The organism is Streptomyces sp. NBC_00459 (genome assembly GCF_036013955.1).
Lineage (GTDB): Bacteria > Actinomycetota > Actinomycetes > Streptomycetales > Streptomycetaceae > Streptomyces.
In genome coordinates, this window is sequence record NZ_CP107903.1 from 349,102 (window position 1) to 364,381 (window position 15,280).

General features: G+C 68.8%; 14 protein-coding genes and 1 pseudogene. 8 read left to right on the forward strand and 7 right to left on the reverse strand.

What is annotated here, in order from left to right:
- Positions 1-94 precede the first annotated feature (94 nt).
- Positions 95-943 carry a phosphotransferase gene (locus OHN74_RS01315; protein ID WP_327699943.1) on the forward strand — a complete coding sequence of 283 codons (849 nt, stop codon included), beginning with the start codon at positions 95-97 and terminating at the stop codon, positions 941-943.
- Between the two features lie 145 nt (positions 944-1,088).
- Here OHN74_RS01315 and OHN74_RS01320 read toward each other — a convergent pair whose 3' ends face one another.
- Genes OHN74_RS01320 through OHN74_RS01335 form a run of 4 tightly spaced genes read right to left on the reverse strand, consistent with a single transcriptional unit; the run spans position 1,089 to position 4,471 of the window.
- Complete coding sequence (locus OHN74_RS01320; protein WP_327692625.1) at positions 1,089-2,261, reverse strand: pyridoxal-phosphate dependent enzyme; 1,173 nt, start codon at positions 2,259-2,261, stop codon at positions 1,089-1,091.
- 52 nt (positions 2,262-2,313) lie between these two features.
- A complete protein-coding gene (locus OHN74_RS01325) occupies positions 2,314-3,480 on the reverse strand; it encodes an alanine racemase (RefSeq protein ID WP_327692626.1) in 1,167 nt (388 codons plus the stop codon).
- Positions 3,477-3,776, reverse strand: coding sequence for a hypothetical protein (locus tag OHN74_RS01330; RefSeq protein ID WP_327692627.1), 300 nt, complete (start codon positions 3,774-3,776; stop codon positions 3,477-3,479). The genes OHN74_RS01325 and OHN74_RS01330 overlap by 4 nt, the downstream gene beginning before the upstream one ends.
- Positions 3,773-4,471: a helix-turn-helix transcriptional regulator gene (locus OHN74_RS01335; RefSeq protein WP_327692628.1), complete on the reverse strand. Its 699-nt coding sequence runs from the start codon at positions 4,469-4,471 to the stop codon at positions 3,773-3,775. Before OHN74_RS01335 ends, OHN74_RS01330 begins: the two co-directional genes overlap by 4 nt.
- 237 nt (positions 4,472-4,708) lie before the next feature.
- Between OHN74_RS01335 and OHN74_RS01340 the strand changes: the two are divergent.
- A pseudogene (locus OHN74_RS01340) lies at positions 4,709-5,557 on the forward strand (IS256 family transposase); the annotation flags it as partial.
- A 374-nt stretch (positions 5,558-5,931) separates the two neighbouring features.
- On the opposite strand, the gene OHN74_RS01345 reads toward OHN74_RS01340, so the two are convergent.
- Positions 5,932-6,957: a hypothetical protein gene (locus tag OHN74_RS01345; protein ID WP_327692629.1), complete on the reverse strand. Its 1,026-nt coding sequence runs from the start codon at positions 6,955-6,957 to the stop codon at positions 5,932-5,934.
- Positions 6,958-7,489: 532 nt separating this feature from the next.
- On the opposite strand from OHN74_RS01345, the gene OHN74_RS01350 reads away from it, so the two are divergent.
- Positions 7,490-8,098, forward strand: coding sequence for a hypothetical protein (locus OHN74_RS01350; protein ID WP_327692630.1), 609 nt, complete (start codon positions 7,490-7,492; stop codon positions 8,096-8,098).
- A gap of 367 nt (positions 8,099-8,465) precedes the next feature.
- Here the strand turns inward: OHN74_RS01350 and OHN74_RS01355 are convergent, their stop codons facing one another.
- Together OHN74_RS01355 and OHN74_RS01360 are read right to left on the reverse strand one after the other, a co-directional pair.
- On the reverse strand, positions 8,466-9,149 hold the full coding sequence (locus OHN74_RS01355; protein WP_327692631.1) for an MOSC domain-containing protein: 684 nt from the start codon (positions 9,147-9,149) through the stop codon (positions 8,466-8,468).
- A 69-nt stretch (positions 9,150-9,218) separates the two neighbouring features.
- Entirely contained in the window at positions 9,219-9,485 is a 267-nt protein-coding gene (locus OHN74_RS01360) for a hypothetical protein (RefSeq protein WP_327692632.1), read from the reverse strand.
- A 119-nt stretch (positions 9,486-9,604) separates the two neighbouring features.
- Here OHN74_RS01360 and OHN74_RS01365 point away from each other — a divergent pair, with 119 nt between their 5' ends.
- The 5 genes from OHN74_RS01365 (at position 9,605) to OHN74_RS01385 (ending at position 15,227) form a co-directional block, all read left to right on the forward strand.
- Positions 9,605-10,399 carry a hypothetical protein gene (locus OHN74_RS01365; RefSeq protein WP_327692633.1) on the forward strand — a complete coding sequence of 265 codons (795 nt, stop codon included), beginning with the start codon at positions 9,605-9,607 and terminating at the stop codon, positions 10,397-10,399.
- Between the two features lie 670 nt (positions 10,400-11,069).
- Positions 11,070-11,987: an NADP-dependent oxidoreductase gene (locus OHN74_RS01370; protein WP_327692634.1), complete on the forward strand. Its 918-nt coding sequence runs from the start codon at positions 11,070-11,072 to the stop codon at positions 11,985-11,987.
- 333 nt (positions 11,988-12,320) lie between these two features.
- Positions 12,321-12,695 carry a PadR family transcriptional regulator gene (locus OHN74_RS01375; protein ID WP_327692635.1) on the forward strand — a complete coding sequence of 125 codons (375 nt, stop codon included), beginning with the start codon at positions 12,321-12,323 and terminating at the stop codon, positions 12,693-12,695.
- Positions 12,692-13,288, forward strand: coding sequence for an HAAS signaling domain-containing protein (locus tag OHN74_RS01380; RefSeq protein WP_327692636.1), 597 nt, complete (start codon positions 12,692-12,694; stop codon positions 13,286-13,288). The genes OHN74_RS01375 and OHN74_RS01380 overlap by 4 nt, the downstream gene beginning before the upstream one ends.
- 214 nt (positions 13,289-13,502) lie before the next feature.
- The gene (locus OHN74_RS01385; protein WP_327692637.1) at positions 13,503-15,227 is read left to right on the forward strand and encodes an acyltransferase; all 1,725 of its coding nucleotides are present in this window, start codon (positions 13,503-13,505) and stop codon (positions 15,225-15,227) included.
- Positions 15,228-15,280 lie beyond the last annotated feature (53 nt).

The following is a 15,280-nucleotide window of genomic DNA, read 5'->3' on the forward strand; positions in this document are numbered from 1 at the left end:
GGTCGAGTGCGGTGTGGCAGCGATGCTGGTCGCAGGTGTGCAGGTCTCCTTTTGCGATCCTTGTCGCCGGGTCCGCGTTTGGAGGGAGAACGGGATGGAGCCAATGGAACTCCGCCGAGCCGTTGAGGCAGGCCGGGCGACCGCTTCGGAGCTGGGCCTTCAGGTCGACGATGTGATCGTCATCCACAACTCGGACCGCGTCGCGCTGCGCCTGGTCCCTTGTGATGTTCTGGCTCGGGTCGCGCCCTCGGGGCATCTGGCGGATTCCGAGTTCGAGGTCGAGGTCGAGGTTGCCCGCCGTCTCGCCGACGTCGGCGCTCCGGTGGCTGAACTCGACCCGAGGGTCGAGCCCCGAGTCCATTTGCGCGACTCCTTCGCCGTCTCGCTCTGGACCTACTACGAACCGGTGGAATCAGAGATCGCGCCCACCGACTACGCACACGTGTTCCTGCGCCACCATGCCGCTCTGCGTCAGATCGATCTGACTGCTCCGCACTTCACCGATCGGGTCGCCGTGGCGCTGAGCGTGGTGAACGACGGGGAGCACTCCCCTGAACTGTCCGATCCTGACCGCGAGTTCCTCAGCGACACACTCGGGCGACTGAACGCCGCGATCGGAATCGACAAGGACGGCGACCAGCTGTTGCACGGCGAGCCTCATCCGGGCAACCTCCTCAACACGCGGCGAGGGCCACTTTTCGTAGACCTCGCCACGTGCTGCCGTGGGCCGGTCGAGTTCGACCTCGCCCATGCGCCCGAAGAAGTGGGAGAGCACTATGCGGGGGCTGACCCCGGTCTGATTCACCGGTGCCGCGCCCTGAACTGGGCAATGTTCTCGGCCTGGCGCTGGCGCCGGAACGACCAAATGCCCGACCGGGGCCACTGGAGAGTGGAGGGCCTCAACCAGGTTCGTGCGGCACTCGATCGCTGCGGACCGGGCTGAACCGGCACCCGTTCAGGAACACGATGCGTGGGTCGTCGCCCGCCGTCGCACCTACGTGACCGCAGACCCCTTCAGTACCCCAGCATCATCGAAGCCGAAGATCATTACAGGTCCGAAGCACGCCTTAAGTGGTGGCAACGCCCTCTCACCGCGAGTTGGAGTCGAGCAGCCCGGCCATTGTCGCGGCGGCTTTGTGTCCCGATCCGGTGAGGATCACCACCACGTCATCGTCCGGACGAAGGTGTCCTGCAGCAAGGAACTGAGCCAGTGCCGGGACGACTTGAGCGCTGGTGGGTTCGGTGTACAGGCCGGTCCGGGCCAGTGCCAGGACGGCCGGACCCAGGTCTGCCTCGTCCACCGCGGTCATCGCGCCGCCGCCGGAGCGGACGGCGGCGAGCACTTCTTGATCGCGGACTGGTCGGGTGATGGCGGTGCCCTCAGCGAGTGTGGAGTGCCACTGGGTCGGTTCGACGTGGTCGTGGCCTGCCGCGAACGCTCGCACCAGGGGGCTGCAGCGGGCGGGTTGACTGACCAGGAGCCGAGGCGGGCTGGCGATCTCGCCGGCCCGGTACAGCTCGTCGAAGCCTTGTGCGCAGCCGAGGACCAGGCTTCCGGCGCCTGCGGGCATCACAACTGCGGTGGGGGCGGTGAAGCCGAGGTCCTCCCAGATCTCGTAGGCGATCAGTTTGATGCCTTCCAGGAAGTGGGGCTGCCAGTTGTGGCTGGCGTAGAAGCGTTCACCGGCGCGCCGCAGCGCTTCGTCGGCGGTGTCCTGTCGGGTGCCGGACCACAGTTCGACCTCGGCGCCGTGGAACCGGCTCTGCAGGAGTTTCGCCGGTGAGGTGGTGGCGGGTGCGAGGATCTGCGCGTGGATGCCCGCAGCGGCGCAGTACGCCGCCACGGACGAGCCGCCGTTGCCGCTGGAGTCCTCCAGGAGCGAGGTCACGCCCTGGGCGCGGAGCACGCTGAGCATGACCGAGCTGCCCCGGTCCTTGAAGCTGCTGGTGGGGTTCTGGGCCTCCATCTTGACGGCGACGTCGAGCCCGGCCAGACGGCGGGGCAGCAGCGGTGTGCGGCCTTCGCCAAGGGTGACGGGGGCGAGGCCCGGCATGCCCAGAGCGGCTGCGTAGCGCCACTGCGACGGTATGCCGGGGTCGATGTCGGCTCGGGTGATGCCGGGGCGCTTCGCGACGGTCAGCGGTGAGCCGTCGTCACCGCACCACCGCGGCCGATCGCCGGGGTACCGGCGGCCCGCTCGGTCCACGAGCGCAGGCCATGCGGTCGGCTTGTCCAGTGTGACGGGGCCGGCGGTGTTCATCGTTCCTCCACTACGTGGTCAGGGGTGGGGGCGCGCCGGAGGGAAAGGTCGGTCACCAGCCCGTGATCCGTTGCCAGAGGTCGGTGATGCGGGGGACGGCGCCGGGGGTGGGCGGTTCGGCGCTGTCGATGACCTGGTAGCCGTGGTGCTGGGCGGCGGTGGCGCACGCGTGGTTGGGCAGGATACGCAGGCGGGCGCCGACGGGCAGATCGGGCAACGGATGACCGTCGCGGGCGGTGAGGATTCCGTGTTCCTGGCTCGCCCCGGTCATGACCAGGCCAGGGATCAGGTTGCCGGTGAGATCGGTGACCAGGCCGTATCCCTGGTCGACGGCCTGGTTCGCGGTGCCGCGGTCTCGGGACATCGCCATCCAGCCACCGTCGGTGAGGATCCATCCGCGTCCGGGCCGGTGCCCGATCACGGTGACGGCCACGGACAGTGCGAGATCCTCGATGCCGCACACGCCCAGGCCGGCCATCACCAGGTCGAAGAAGACGTAGTTCCCGGCGCGGACCTCGGTCACTCCGGTGAGGTCGGTGGCAGCATGCGCGGTCGGGGTGGAGCCGACGCTGACGGTTGCGACCTCCATCCCCTTCTGGCGCAGCCGTTGGGCGGCCGCGACAGCGACGTCACGCTCGTGGGCGGCCGCCTTGCGCTGCCCTTCCGCGGTCGGGGCGAAGTAGGACTCACCGGCGTGTACGAGAATCCCGTCCAGACAGCCGGCCTTGTGGAGCTCGTGTCCGATGGCGAGGAGTGCGTCGTCGTCGACCAGAACACCGCCCCGGTGGCCGTCGCAATCGACCTCGATCAGCGCCGGGATGCTCACTGCCGCCTCACGGGCTGCGGCGGTCACGGCGCGCGCCTGCTCAAGGCTGTCGAGGAGGACCTGCAGCGTGATCCCGCGCCGCAGCAGCGCCACGACACGGGGCAGTTTGTGCGGAGCGATTCCGACCGCGTAGGTGATGTCCGTGTATCCGCCGTCGGCGAAGGCCTCAGCTTCGGCCAGGGTCGAGACCGTGATCGGTCCCGGCCGACCGCCGTGCATGAGCGCGGCAACCCGCAGACTCTTCGCCGTCTTCACATGCGGCCGCAGAGCCACCCCCAGTTCCTGCAGTCGGCCGGCGAGACGCTGAGCGTTGCGCTGTGAGCGGGACACGTCCAGTACGGCGAACGGCGTGTCCGGGTCGGCCAGCGTGGTGTGCGGGGCGGAAGCGGTCACAGCGAGACTCCCAGTGGTTCCAGCACGGCAAGATCCAGGTGAAGGCCCTGAGGACCGATGCGTGAGCTGTCGAATACGGTGATGTCGTGATGGCTCGTCCGGCCTGGTGCGTGGCCGGTCAGCACGTCGCCGAGTGGGGTCACTGGCGCGTCGGCGGGAGCGTGCTGCAACTCGCCCAGTCGGCGGGACTGCTGAGGAAGGTCGCAGGACAACGCGGCCCCGTGCGAGCAGCGGCGGGGGAACACTTCCCGCTTGCCGGGGGCGTTGACTGCGGCGTGCTGGTCACGGTTCCTCACTTCGCGTAGTTGTAGACAGTGGCGCGGGAGATGCCGAGGAGGTCTGCGATCACCTGCGCCGCGTCGCGGGAGTCGAAGAAGCCGTCCTCGCGCAGCTGCCTGACCAGTTCTCGCTTGGCCTCCCGGGGAAGCGCGCGGGGGCTGACCGCCCGCTCGGCCGCGCGGCTTTCCACGATCTGGCGCAGCTCCCGGGAGTTGCGGTTGCGCAGCGCCTCCAGGGGCTCCCCGCGATGCTCGGTCTCGGTGGCGACCAGGTTCGCCAGGGTCAGGGCCAGCGGTGAGAGCACGGACACATCGAGGTTGAGGCACAGGGCTGCGATGTAGTCGCCGGAAGCGTTCTTGATGCCGATCGAGGTGCTCTTGACCGGTCGGCCGTCCGGAAAGCGATTGGCGTAGTTCTGGATGACGCTGGGGTACTCGGGGTCGCTGATCCTTGCCAGGCCCAGCTCGGTGGCCGAGTCGCCCACCTGACGTCCCGACAGGTTGTTCTCGATGGCCCGAATGGCGTGGTCCGGATTCCGCAGGTCGTGGAGGACGACCTCGCACAGGCCCGGCAACGTCCTGCCCACGGCCGTTGCGATCTTCTCCACCTCGCGAATGAGGTGCTCGTCCGCGTCCACAGCGCCTGCGGAAGCGGCAGGCACCGGATCGGGCCGACGGCCCGGCACGTCGTTCACAGTTCCCTCGTCCCTCATCCCTCTGATCGGACCACACCGTGCTGCAGAACGAGCAGGAGCGGTCGGCGCCGTACGGAACACGCATCGGCATGTCCGTGAATGCCTGGGCGAATCCCAGCGACATCAACTTATAGTCTATCTCTAGACAAATAATCTAGACGGATTTATATTCTCTCGTCCAGGGGCAAGACAGCCGCTCGGCGACGACGAGGGCCGACCCGTCTCGACAACGCGAACGACTCCCCAAGGGCGCCACTTCCCCTGCTCTTCCTGCACGGACTGTCCTCCGGCGACTTCGTGCCCGCCATGGAGCAGTTCCTCGGCAGCTCGGCCGGGCTCTCGACGGCCACCGTGACCCGGCTGACCAGCAATGGAGCGATGACCACGCCGTCTTCCAAGCCCACGACCTGTCGGAATCCGACTACGTCTACGTGTGGGCCGACGGCGTCCACCCCAAGATCCGCCTCGGCCAGGGCCGTTCCTGCGTCCTGGTTCTCATGCGTGTGCGCACCGACGGCCGCGCGGAACTCATCGCACTCGCCGAAGGACTGCGCGAGTCCACCGAGTCCTGGGCCGACCTGCTACGTGACTGCCGGCGGCGCGGACTGCGGCCCCGGGCTCGTGGTCGGTGACGGCGCGATGAGCCTGTGGCGGGCTCGCACGGAGGTTTTCCGCAGGCCAGGCACCAAAGGTGCTGGGTTCACATAACCCCGCGACGTGGTCAATGCCCTGCCGAAGTCGTCCCGGCCCGGAGCGGAGAAAGCATTGCAGGAGATCTACAACGCCGAAGACCGCGACCACGCAGAGAAGGCCGTCAAGGACTTCGATCGCACCCACCGCGCGAAGTAGCCAAAGGCGGTGAAGAAGGTCACCGACGAGACCGGTGAACTCCTGGCGTTCTACGATTTCCCCGCCGAACACTGGATCCACCTCAGAACAACGAACCCGATCGAATCCACCATCAGCACCGTCAAGTTGAGGCCCCGGGTCACTCGCGGAGCTGGCAGCCCCGCAGCGGCCCTGGCCATGGTGTTCAAGCTCACGGAGTGCGCCCAGACCCGCCGGCGCGCGATCACCGCACCCCACCTTCTCGCCCTCGTCCGCAACGACTCGCGCTGCCGTGCGACCTGGTCTGGGCCACCGCTTGGGAGGAAGAGGCCAATATCGAGCTGGCACCGCGACTACGGCCTGCCACAGTTGCCGGTCGTGAACTGGCCAGAACCCTCAACCGCCCACGAACGCGAAGACCAGTGGTGCGCGCTCCGTGGAAGACCCGAACCCTCGTCGCGTGCGCGGCCTTCCCGACCGACGAGCTCACCGGGACGCGCTCAACCTGGGGCGATGCGTCGCGGTCGCGTCAGGAATGGCCTGCTTCCTTCTCGGATGTCGAGACGCAGGTGGGCATCCGGGGCCTCCCGGCCACCCGGCGTCACGGCCATTCCCGCACCATGACGCCCCGGCTGCACACTGCGGACGGGCTACGTCATCAACGCGATGTGCGGATGCTCGGGCTCTACCGGGCAGACGAACAGGTGCTTCCGGTAGCCGCTGCCTATCTGGACGCCGGTGGCGTTGTAGCCGCGGTGGCCGGGGTACGGTCCAGCACCTGGGTGGGGGTGAGGAGACCAGCTGTTACCGGCGTCGTCCCCTTCCTCGAACGTGGCGACGGTCATCAGGACCTCCATGCCGGTGCCGCACTCGGAGCAGGACTGCGAGCTGGGGTCGGTGGAGTTCCAAGCGGGCCAGCCGCCGACCTTCCAGCCGGGTGCGTTGGACAGCACACAGTCGTAGTACGTGACCGGGTCCATGTCTTCCTCTTCTGCCTGCGGCACACTCCATTGCTCGATCTGCTCCCGCAGTTCTTCGTTCAGCTCCAGACGGTCTGGGTACTCGGTGATCTGCTCCGGTTCGAGCACGCACTGTTCCGGCAGATAGCCGTCGAACTGCACTGCGGGCGGCTCGGGGGGCGTGTCGAGGATGTCGGTGACGGCGGCTGCCGAACGCCAGAAGAGCAGGGTCCTGGGCATGATCGGATGATCGAAAGGACACCACAGAACCTGCAGCAGGTCCTTGCCCTCCGGCGGGCTCAGATCGGGCACATCCCGTACGTACAGCTGCGCGACGGGCAGCATCGCTATGGGACCGTCGTACGCCTGGACCACCCGCCTCACCGGATACGTCCGAGGGGGCCGGATCCGCTCGAGAGTCTCCCGTTCCTCCGGAGTCAGGTCCCGGCCGTGCGAGGCGGCGAAGATCCTTCGTTCCAGCCGCAGATTCGTCGGGGACTTGGCTGGGTTGATGCCATCCACCACATGCGGTTCCTCACAGTGCGGCCAGCGCTCCTCAGCGGGCCACAGCAGCGGCCCGCCGATCGAGCTGTCGTGCCACGTCGGCGCCCCGGGGCGGGGGTGCAGACGGGTCGCCGTGCGGGCCAGCGGAGCCATTTGGGGAAAGACCGCGGCAACGTCGATCGGCCGTGGCGGAGTGACAGGAGTGACATTCATGACCGCAATCTTGCCAATCGCCTCTGACAACGGCCCTCCTTGCCGCCCCCCGAAGAGCTCCGGCACAGGCGCCACCCGGGAGAGCGCTACGGGTGACGAACGATGCCCCGGCCGTCGTACAGGCGGGCAACGAGCGCCTCGTACGGGCCGTCCGGCACCGCCAGCCGGCAATGCACCGTGCCCGGCCGCCGGGTGAGTCCGGCGATCGGCCAGACGAGCCGGGCCTTGGGCGGACGGACGCCCGTTCGCCTGGGTCGACGACGAGATCACTGACGCCGCCGAGACTGGGTATCCACCCACCACCCGGCCCAGGGGATCCTCCATGGCGTCGCGTCGTCCCGCGGCCTCACGACCGGGACTTCGCAGGCCTCAATCAATGGCTCCAACTGGCTTGAGGTTCTCCGCGATGGTCCACAGGACTTGACAGTTACTCCCACGGGCAACGGGACGGATCGGCTTCATCAGGCCGGCAAGAAGGCACATGTCAGAGCCGTGCAGCAGGATACGCATACGCATGTGGGAGGGGATTGCCATGGGAATCGGCTACAAGACGTCCTGGCTGGCCGTGCCCGGCAGTGACAACAGACAGGTCGCCGACGCGCTCGGGTTGCTCACGCGAGTGGCAATGGACTGGGAGGCGGGGACACAAGCGGCATACCGACGAGGCGTCTTCGTAGCCTCTCCCGTGGACGGCTGGACGCTGGCTCACAGCCGGATCCACCTCCCAGTCGGACTTGAGGACAGCGGTCCGTCCTTGCTGTCCTGGCTTCGGACACTCGGCCTGCGGCTGGGTGACCTTCAGTACTTCCGCACCGATCGCATCGGCGAATTCCACGCCTGGGCAAGAGTGGAGGCCGGCCAAGTCGTCCGGGCCTACTGCTATGACAGCTCAGCCGGTGACGGGCCCCTGCGAGTCGGCGAACCAACCGAGATCGAGCGCCAACTCGGTGTCGGAATCAGGGGGGCGGAAGAGGGGATGGCGTCCTGGGACGAATCCGACTGGGACGACTGGTATGCCGCCATGCCGTCCGAAAGGCACGTCATGGCGATCGCAAGGCACTGGGGAATCTGTCCTCTCGACATCCCGGAAGCGCCACCGCCGGGCGATGGCATCTATGGCTTTCCACCCGGAGCGGAGTGACTTCCGTAGGTGCCGCGACAAGCAGCCCGTTGAGGGCGCACCGTGAGCTCGGGAAGCTGCTTTGCTCCACCGATCGGATCACAATCAATTTCAGGATTGGGCTTGGCAGTTGAGTGTCAGTCAGATCGGGACGAGCTGTTGGGCGCGCGCCGATCTTGTGCCTGATGACCTGTGGGAGCGCGGCGCCACTGTTGCCTATTCGTCCACCCGAGCGCGATCGGCGTCCCGGGCGGCCTTCCTCGGACCAGGTGGCACCGCCGCATGCCGCCACGATGAGGCCGCCGATAGACGATCACAGTCGACGATCTGCCTACCGAGCACGCCAGGTGCCGGACGGCACTGGAGTGCTGAGCCACAGTGATGACATTCAGTCGAGCCAGCGGGCCTTGTCCCCGATACCGACATGGCCGGGCTTCTCGACCGCCGCGTACATTCCGAAGGCGTTGCCGAGCTCGCGGGCGACCCAGCGCAGCACGGCGCGGTCATGCGGGACAGTCGGAGTCTCCTTGGTGATCATCACGCAGCGGTCGCACCTCTGGGTGAAGCGCAACCGCAGTGTGCCGATGCCCATCCGGCGGCCGGTCCAGTCGTGCTCGGGGTACCCGGTCGCGTGGTCGCCGGGCACGTCGTCGAGCACCAGGTTGGGCCGGAACCGGCTGGCGTCTGTCGCACTGTCCGGCAGCGACGAGCCGAGGCTGCGCAGCGCCGTCGTCGTCAGTACATGGAGCGCGGTGTCGGGCCGGTGCGGCTGGTGCTCGACCAGTGTGACCCTGGCCTGTACAGCCGCGCTGAGCCGACTGCCGGCGTCAGGCGCATCGGAGCGGAACCGCCGGCCGTCCGGCAGGACCAACTCGGCCACGCCCGGCCCGAGGGTGACCGCCCGCAATCGCATGAGCGCCGGAACAGCACCGGCCCAGGTGACCTCTTCCCGCTCGTCGTGGACGGCGATGCTCCGGTCACCCTCGATTCCGAGCACCCCGACCGTGGCGGCGGTCAGTCGCTCACCACCCACCGACTTCACCGGATATCGCCACAGTTGGTCGACCCGCATCCATCGCCCCCTTCATCCCAGCGGCCCGGCGACCGTAGTCGACGCCTGCCCGGGCAAGCACCGCGACCGTCACCGTACTGGGGGAGCATGCCGTCGTTCCACCGCCGCCCGGCGACCGTCGGCCAGGGCCCGTACGGCGTCCTCCCAAAAGCCGAGTGCCTGGAGGAGGGAGTCGAGGTTCACGCGCCGGCCACCTGCGGATCGCGCCATGCGCCGGCCGATCTCGACGTCGACGCCGGAGGCGGCCCCGTGCGTGACGACCTGGTCCTTGAGGCCCTGATCGACCAGGGTCTTGCCGACCGAGCCGCCCTCCGCACAGGCCGACCGACCGGACAAGCCACAAGAGAGACCAGGCGGCAGAGCCGAAACCCCCGGGCCCCGCCATTGTTTTCATGCGAAGATCTACAGGCCCTTTCGGGCTCCACCCTGCCGAAGTAACGATTCCTCGGAGAGCCATGCGCCGCACCCACCTCTTCTCTGCTGCTGTCCTCCTGTTCTGCACCGCCTGTTCCAGCGGTTCGGACAATGGCTCCGGAGAGAGTGCGAAGAAGGCCGTGGAGCACGGGGCGGCCGTGCGCGCCGCGATCGAGAGGACGAGCGCGGACAGCGCCCGCGTGAACGAGAAGATCGAGCTGCGGTCCGTCGACAGCCCCACGACATACGTGTTCGCGATCGCCGGCGCCTTCGACCTGGCTGGTGACAGGGGACGGCTCACGGTGGAGCTCGAGGACAGCGGCATGGACCCCGTCGAGGAGGTCTTCGTCGGCGACACCGTCTACGTGCATGGCTCACGGGCGGTGGACGAGGGCAAGTGGGCCTCTGCCGTCCGGAGCGAGGCCTTGACCCGCTTTTTCCTGCGGGCGCCGCTGAACGACCCCGAGCACCTGCTCCGTCAGGTGAAGGCGATGCGGCAGGTGTCGAACGAGGGCGAGGAGCGGGTGAACAACGCCCCTGCGGTGCACTACCGGGGCACGATCGACCACACCACCGCGACACTGGGGATGACGGCAGAGACGAAACAGGGGTTGAACAACCTGCGCGAGAAGCTGGGCGAGGACATGCCCGTCTACGCAGACGTGTGGGTCGACGGGAAAGGACGTGCCGTCCAAGCCCGGTTGTCCTACTTCGGCGGCATGAAGGCCATGGCGACGATGACACTGTCGGACTTCGGTACGCCGGTGAAGGCCGAGGCGCCGCCGGCCAAACAGGTCGTCCCCGTAACGGTGGGAGAGGACGTCCTGCTCGCATGAACGGGGCCGAGCCCGGCACCGAGGCCCCTGGCCGACAGCCAGACCGAGGGGTAGGTCACGGGGGACGACACGCCGTCTCGCGCGGCCGGGCTCGACCGGCTCGCCGGGCGCCTGGGTTCTCACGGCTCGGATCTGCGGTACGCCAACCCCGCCGTGATGCGAGGACACTGCCGGGTCGTCGAAAGCACCGGGCAGACAGCCGCCACCCGCCTGCTGCTGCACACCTGCTCCTACGCCGAGGACGCCTCTCGTCTGCCGGGCAAGCGCTGGACGGGCTTGCTGATCGGTCTGCTGCCGCAGCGACCCGCCCGCTTCGGGCAACCGCACGCCGCTGAGCCCGCTCTGCCGAACGGGTGCCGAGTGACCGCCTGTCGTAGCCGCAGGACATGGGCCTGCTTTGTCGGCGGCCATGGAGAAGTCCCCCACGTACGGCCACTTGTGCCGTCACTCTCCGTCGACGTCCCGCGTGCTCGGGCTGCACGGTGTGGATCAGGACAGGGGTGCCTTCCCGGCGGGGCCACTGTCGACGCGGACGTCATCGCTGTCGGCGGCAGTCCTGGGAAGACAACCCCGTCCCTGAGCCGTTGAATGCGATGGCACGGTCGACGCCTGGCATCCGGCGCGTGGCCGTCCAAGGCTTGTCCGAGCGAGGGAAAAGGGTGATCACGCGATGAAGGCGGTGCGGTTCCACGAGTACGGCGGGATCGATGTGCTGCGGGTGGAGGAGGTGGAGCAGCCGACGCCCGGCCCCGGACAGGTGCTGGTCGAGGTCCGCGCGGCCGGGATCCAGCCCGGCGAGGTGATGATCCGCAAGGGCGCGCGTCACGGACGCTGGCCTGCCACGTTCCCCTCCGGGCAGGGCAGCGATCTGGCCGGTGTCGTGGTGGAGGTCGGCCCCCAGGTGCGCGGCTTCGCGGTGGGCGATGAGGTCTTGGGCTTCACCCATGACAGGGCGAGCCATGCGGAGTTCGTCGTGGTCGACGACGTGGACGTGGTCTCGCGTCCACAGGGGCTGTCCTGGGACGTGGCCGGGTCGTTGTACGTGGCCGGCACGACCGCGTACGCCTGCGTGTTCGCGGCGGATCCCGGGCCGACGGACACGGTCGTGGTGTCCGGTGCGGCGGGCGGCGTCGGGTCTCTTGTCGTGCAGCTCGCGCGGCGGCGCGGCGCCACGGTGATCGGGCTGGCGAGCGAGGGCAACCATGCCTGGTTGAAGGAGCGCGGTGTCGTCCCGGTCGCATACGGGGAGGGCGTGGCTGAACGGATCCGGGAGGCTTCCGGCGGGAACGTCGACGCATTCATCGACACGTTCGGCGACGGCTACGTGGACCTGGCGGTGGAGCTGGGTGTGCGGCCCGAGCGGATCAACACGATCCGCGATTGGCAGGCCGCGGCCAGGGTCGGGGCGCAAACCTACGGAGAAGGTGCGGCGGCGTGCGCGGTCGTGCTCGGCGAACTGGCCCGGCTTGCCACGCGCGGGGAGCTGGAGGTGCCGATCGCCCGCACCTACCCGCTGGAGCAAGTGCGAGACGCGTTCCGCGAGCTGGAACGGGGGCACACCCACGGCAAGATCGTGCTCCGTCCGTAGCCCCGGCAGGCCGAGGCGACCGTCGAGCCGGCACCCCGGAACATCAACGCAGTGTAACCGTTGGCGGCCAGATGACTCCCCGTCAAGTGGCCGCCAGCGGGGAACCACACAACTGGCCACTGACACTGCTTGGGCGCGAGATGCCGGAGGGGCCGCCGATCACGGTGACCTACCGGCTCGCCGGACCGCCGGGCTGGCGGGCTGGCGGGCTGGCGGGCTGGCGGGCTGGCGGGCTGGCGGGCTGGCGGGCTGGCGGGCTGGCGGGCTGGCGGGTTACGGATACCCACTCCCCCCTGTATCCGTCTGCTTGCCCCACCAGGTATCTTGCATCGCATGGAACCAGGTGATTCGACCAAGCAGGCCCGGGCAGCCGCCCAACTGCGCAAGGGCGTCCTGGAGTACTGCGTACTCGCCCTGATGCGGGACCGCCCCCGCTACGGCGTGGAACTCCTCCAGGCCCTGGAGGCCTCCGGCGCGCTGGCCACCAGCCAGGGCACGGTGTATCCGCTGCTCTCCAGGCTTCGCCGCGACGATCTGGTCACCACCACCTGGCAGGAGTCCGTCTCCGGCCCACCCCGTCGCTACTACGCACTGACCGACAGCGGCCGGGCCGCACTCGACGAGTTCACCCGGGTCTGGCCCGACTTCCGCAACGCCGTCGACGCCTTCCTGACCGCCCCGCATCCCTCCACCGGAGACCTCGAATGAAGACCTCTGCCGATCTCGCACGCGACTACCTCTCCGCCGTCGAGCGCGAGGCGTCCGCACTCCCCGCAGACCGACGCCAGGAACTCCTCGCCGACCTCGCCGAACACATCGAGGTGACGCGGGCCGAACGCCCCGACGCCGCGATCGGCGTGGTCCTGGCGGAGCTGGGCGACCCCCGCGCGATCGCGGCGACGGCGCTGGCCGAGGCAGGCAAGGGGGTCGACGGGGCCCCGGCCCGGAGCAGCGTCGGTGCTCCCACCCGGCGTGGCAAGGTGCACCCCCTGGTCCCACTCCTGATGCTCACTCTCTCCATGCCCTTCATGATGGTTTTCCCCGACAACCCCGGGCAGTTGTTCGGCGTCCTGTTCCGCATCACCGGCGCGGTACTTCTCTGCACCTCACTGCACTGGACCGCCGTCCAGAAAACCACCGGTGTGCTGCTTGCCGCCGTCCTGCCGAGCGTCATCATCGGTACCTGGAACCTGTCCACCGGCGGCCCGGAGGCCGGCACCCCGGCCCTCCTGGCCAACCTGGCGATGCTCGCCCTGATGGCCGGCACGGCGGCCTGGCTCTGGCGGGTCCGCCGCGCCTGAACTGCTGATCCGGTCTGCGGGTTCGTCAAGAGCCGTTGGCCGTCCGGTGCGGTCACGGACGGTTGCCGGTCAGTGGAAGAGACGACGGCCGTCGTCGTGCCAAGCGCTCCAGCCCATGGGCGGACGCTGCGGTCACTCACCACCCGCGGGCGACATCATCTTCAGCAAGCAGGCCCTCTTCCTCGCGCGCCACCCGTCTGTCTAGCGTGCTGTCATGGATCACCGACAGCAGCCGTCCGTACGCTCGTCCGACCGCTTCGACCACTGTCCATGGCTGTTCGAGAAGGAGGCCACGGAGGAGCGGCGAGCCGCGCAGGGGGAGCGGCAACGATCCCTCGGCGGGGACAGCGAGGTGGGCGAGCGTTGCTATGTGGCCGAGTCTGCGGCGGTCTTCCCCGACGTCCTGCGACTGGGCGACGACTCGTACATCGCCGCCCACGCCTACGTCACCGGCACCCTGACCACGGGCACGGACTGCACGCTGAACCCGTTCACCGTGGCCCGCGGCACAGTCGCTCTTGGCACCGGCGTACGCATCGGCGCCCACACGTCGCTCCTGGGCTTCAACCACTCGACAGCCCCCGACCAGCCGGTCTTCCGGCAGCCCCAGACCAGTCGGGGCATCACCGTCGGCGACGACGTCTGGATCGGCTCCCATGTGGTCGTCGTCGACGGTGTCACGATCGGCGACCACTGCGTGATCGGCGCCGGGGCGGTGGTCACGAAGGACCTACCGGCATGGACGGTGGCAGCGGGGAATCCGGCGCGGCGGATTCGGGACCGGCGCGAGCCGGGGGGACATCGACGGCCAAGCACCCCCAGCGGCGATGACGGTGCCGGCGATGCCCTGGCCCGGTTCGCCGACACAGCCCGCGCCCAGGCCGCCGGCATCCTGGCCCGCTGCTGGAACGGGGACCACTACACCGACCGCCCGGGCGCCGCGCCCAGTGTGCGGGCACACTGCGACGCCGTGGAGATCGCCGACCTGCTGCTGTCGTCCGCGCCCGAGCAACTGGACAGGACGGAACACATCGAGCGCCTGGTGTCCCTCCAGGACCGGACGACCGGTCTCATACCCGAACTGGGCGAACAGCCGCCGCCCCTGGACGCCGACGGCTTCATAGGCGAGGGCCCGGCCCTCTACCACGTCCTCTCGGTGGGCTACGCGCTGGACCTCCTTGGCACCCCGCTCCCCCAACCGGTGCGCGGAGTAAGCAACATGACGGCCAGTCAACTCGTGTCACGTCTACAGGGGTTGCCCTGGCGGGACAACGCATGGGGCGCGGGCGCCTGGATCGACTCCTGGGCCACAGCCGCCCATTGGAACCTACGGCACCCCGCCACCGCCCACCTCACTCCGGCCACGCTCGAAGCCCTCTTCGGGTGGCTCCTCACCCGGGCCGACCCCTGGACCGGCATGTGGGGCAGCCCCTCGACCACCGCCGGACGCCTCCAGGTGGTGAACGGCTACTACCGGCTCACACGGGGTTCCTTCGCGCAGTTCGGGATACCCGTCCCGCGTCCGGAGCGGGTCGTGGACGCGGTACTGGACCACAGCCGGGACGCCCGCTACTTCGGAGCCGGCCGCGAGAACGCCTGCAACGTACTTGACGTCGCGCACCCGTTGTGGCTGTGCACAAGGCAGTTGGGCGGCGCGGGCGGAGGCGACGACACCTACCGGGCCGCCGAGATCCGAGCCTGGGCCGAACGCCGACTCGCCGCCGCCCTTGCGACCTGGCAGGACGGCAAAGGCTTCGGATTCGGACCGGGTACGGCGGGTCCGGGCCCGGAACCCGGCCTGCAGGGAACGGAGATGTGGCTGGCCATCGTCTGGCTGCTGGCAGATCTGGTGGGGCGGTCGGACAGCCTCGGGTATCGGCCACGTGGGGTGCATCGCCCCGAACCGGGCGACGGAACACGGCACTTGCACATGCCTTGACCGGGGTCGGTTCCGGCGGCGCGGCTCCCGGAGTCGCCGGCACCGACTGCCAC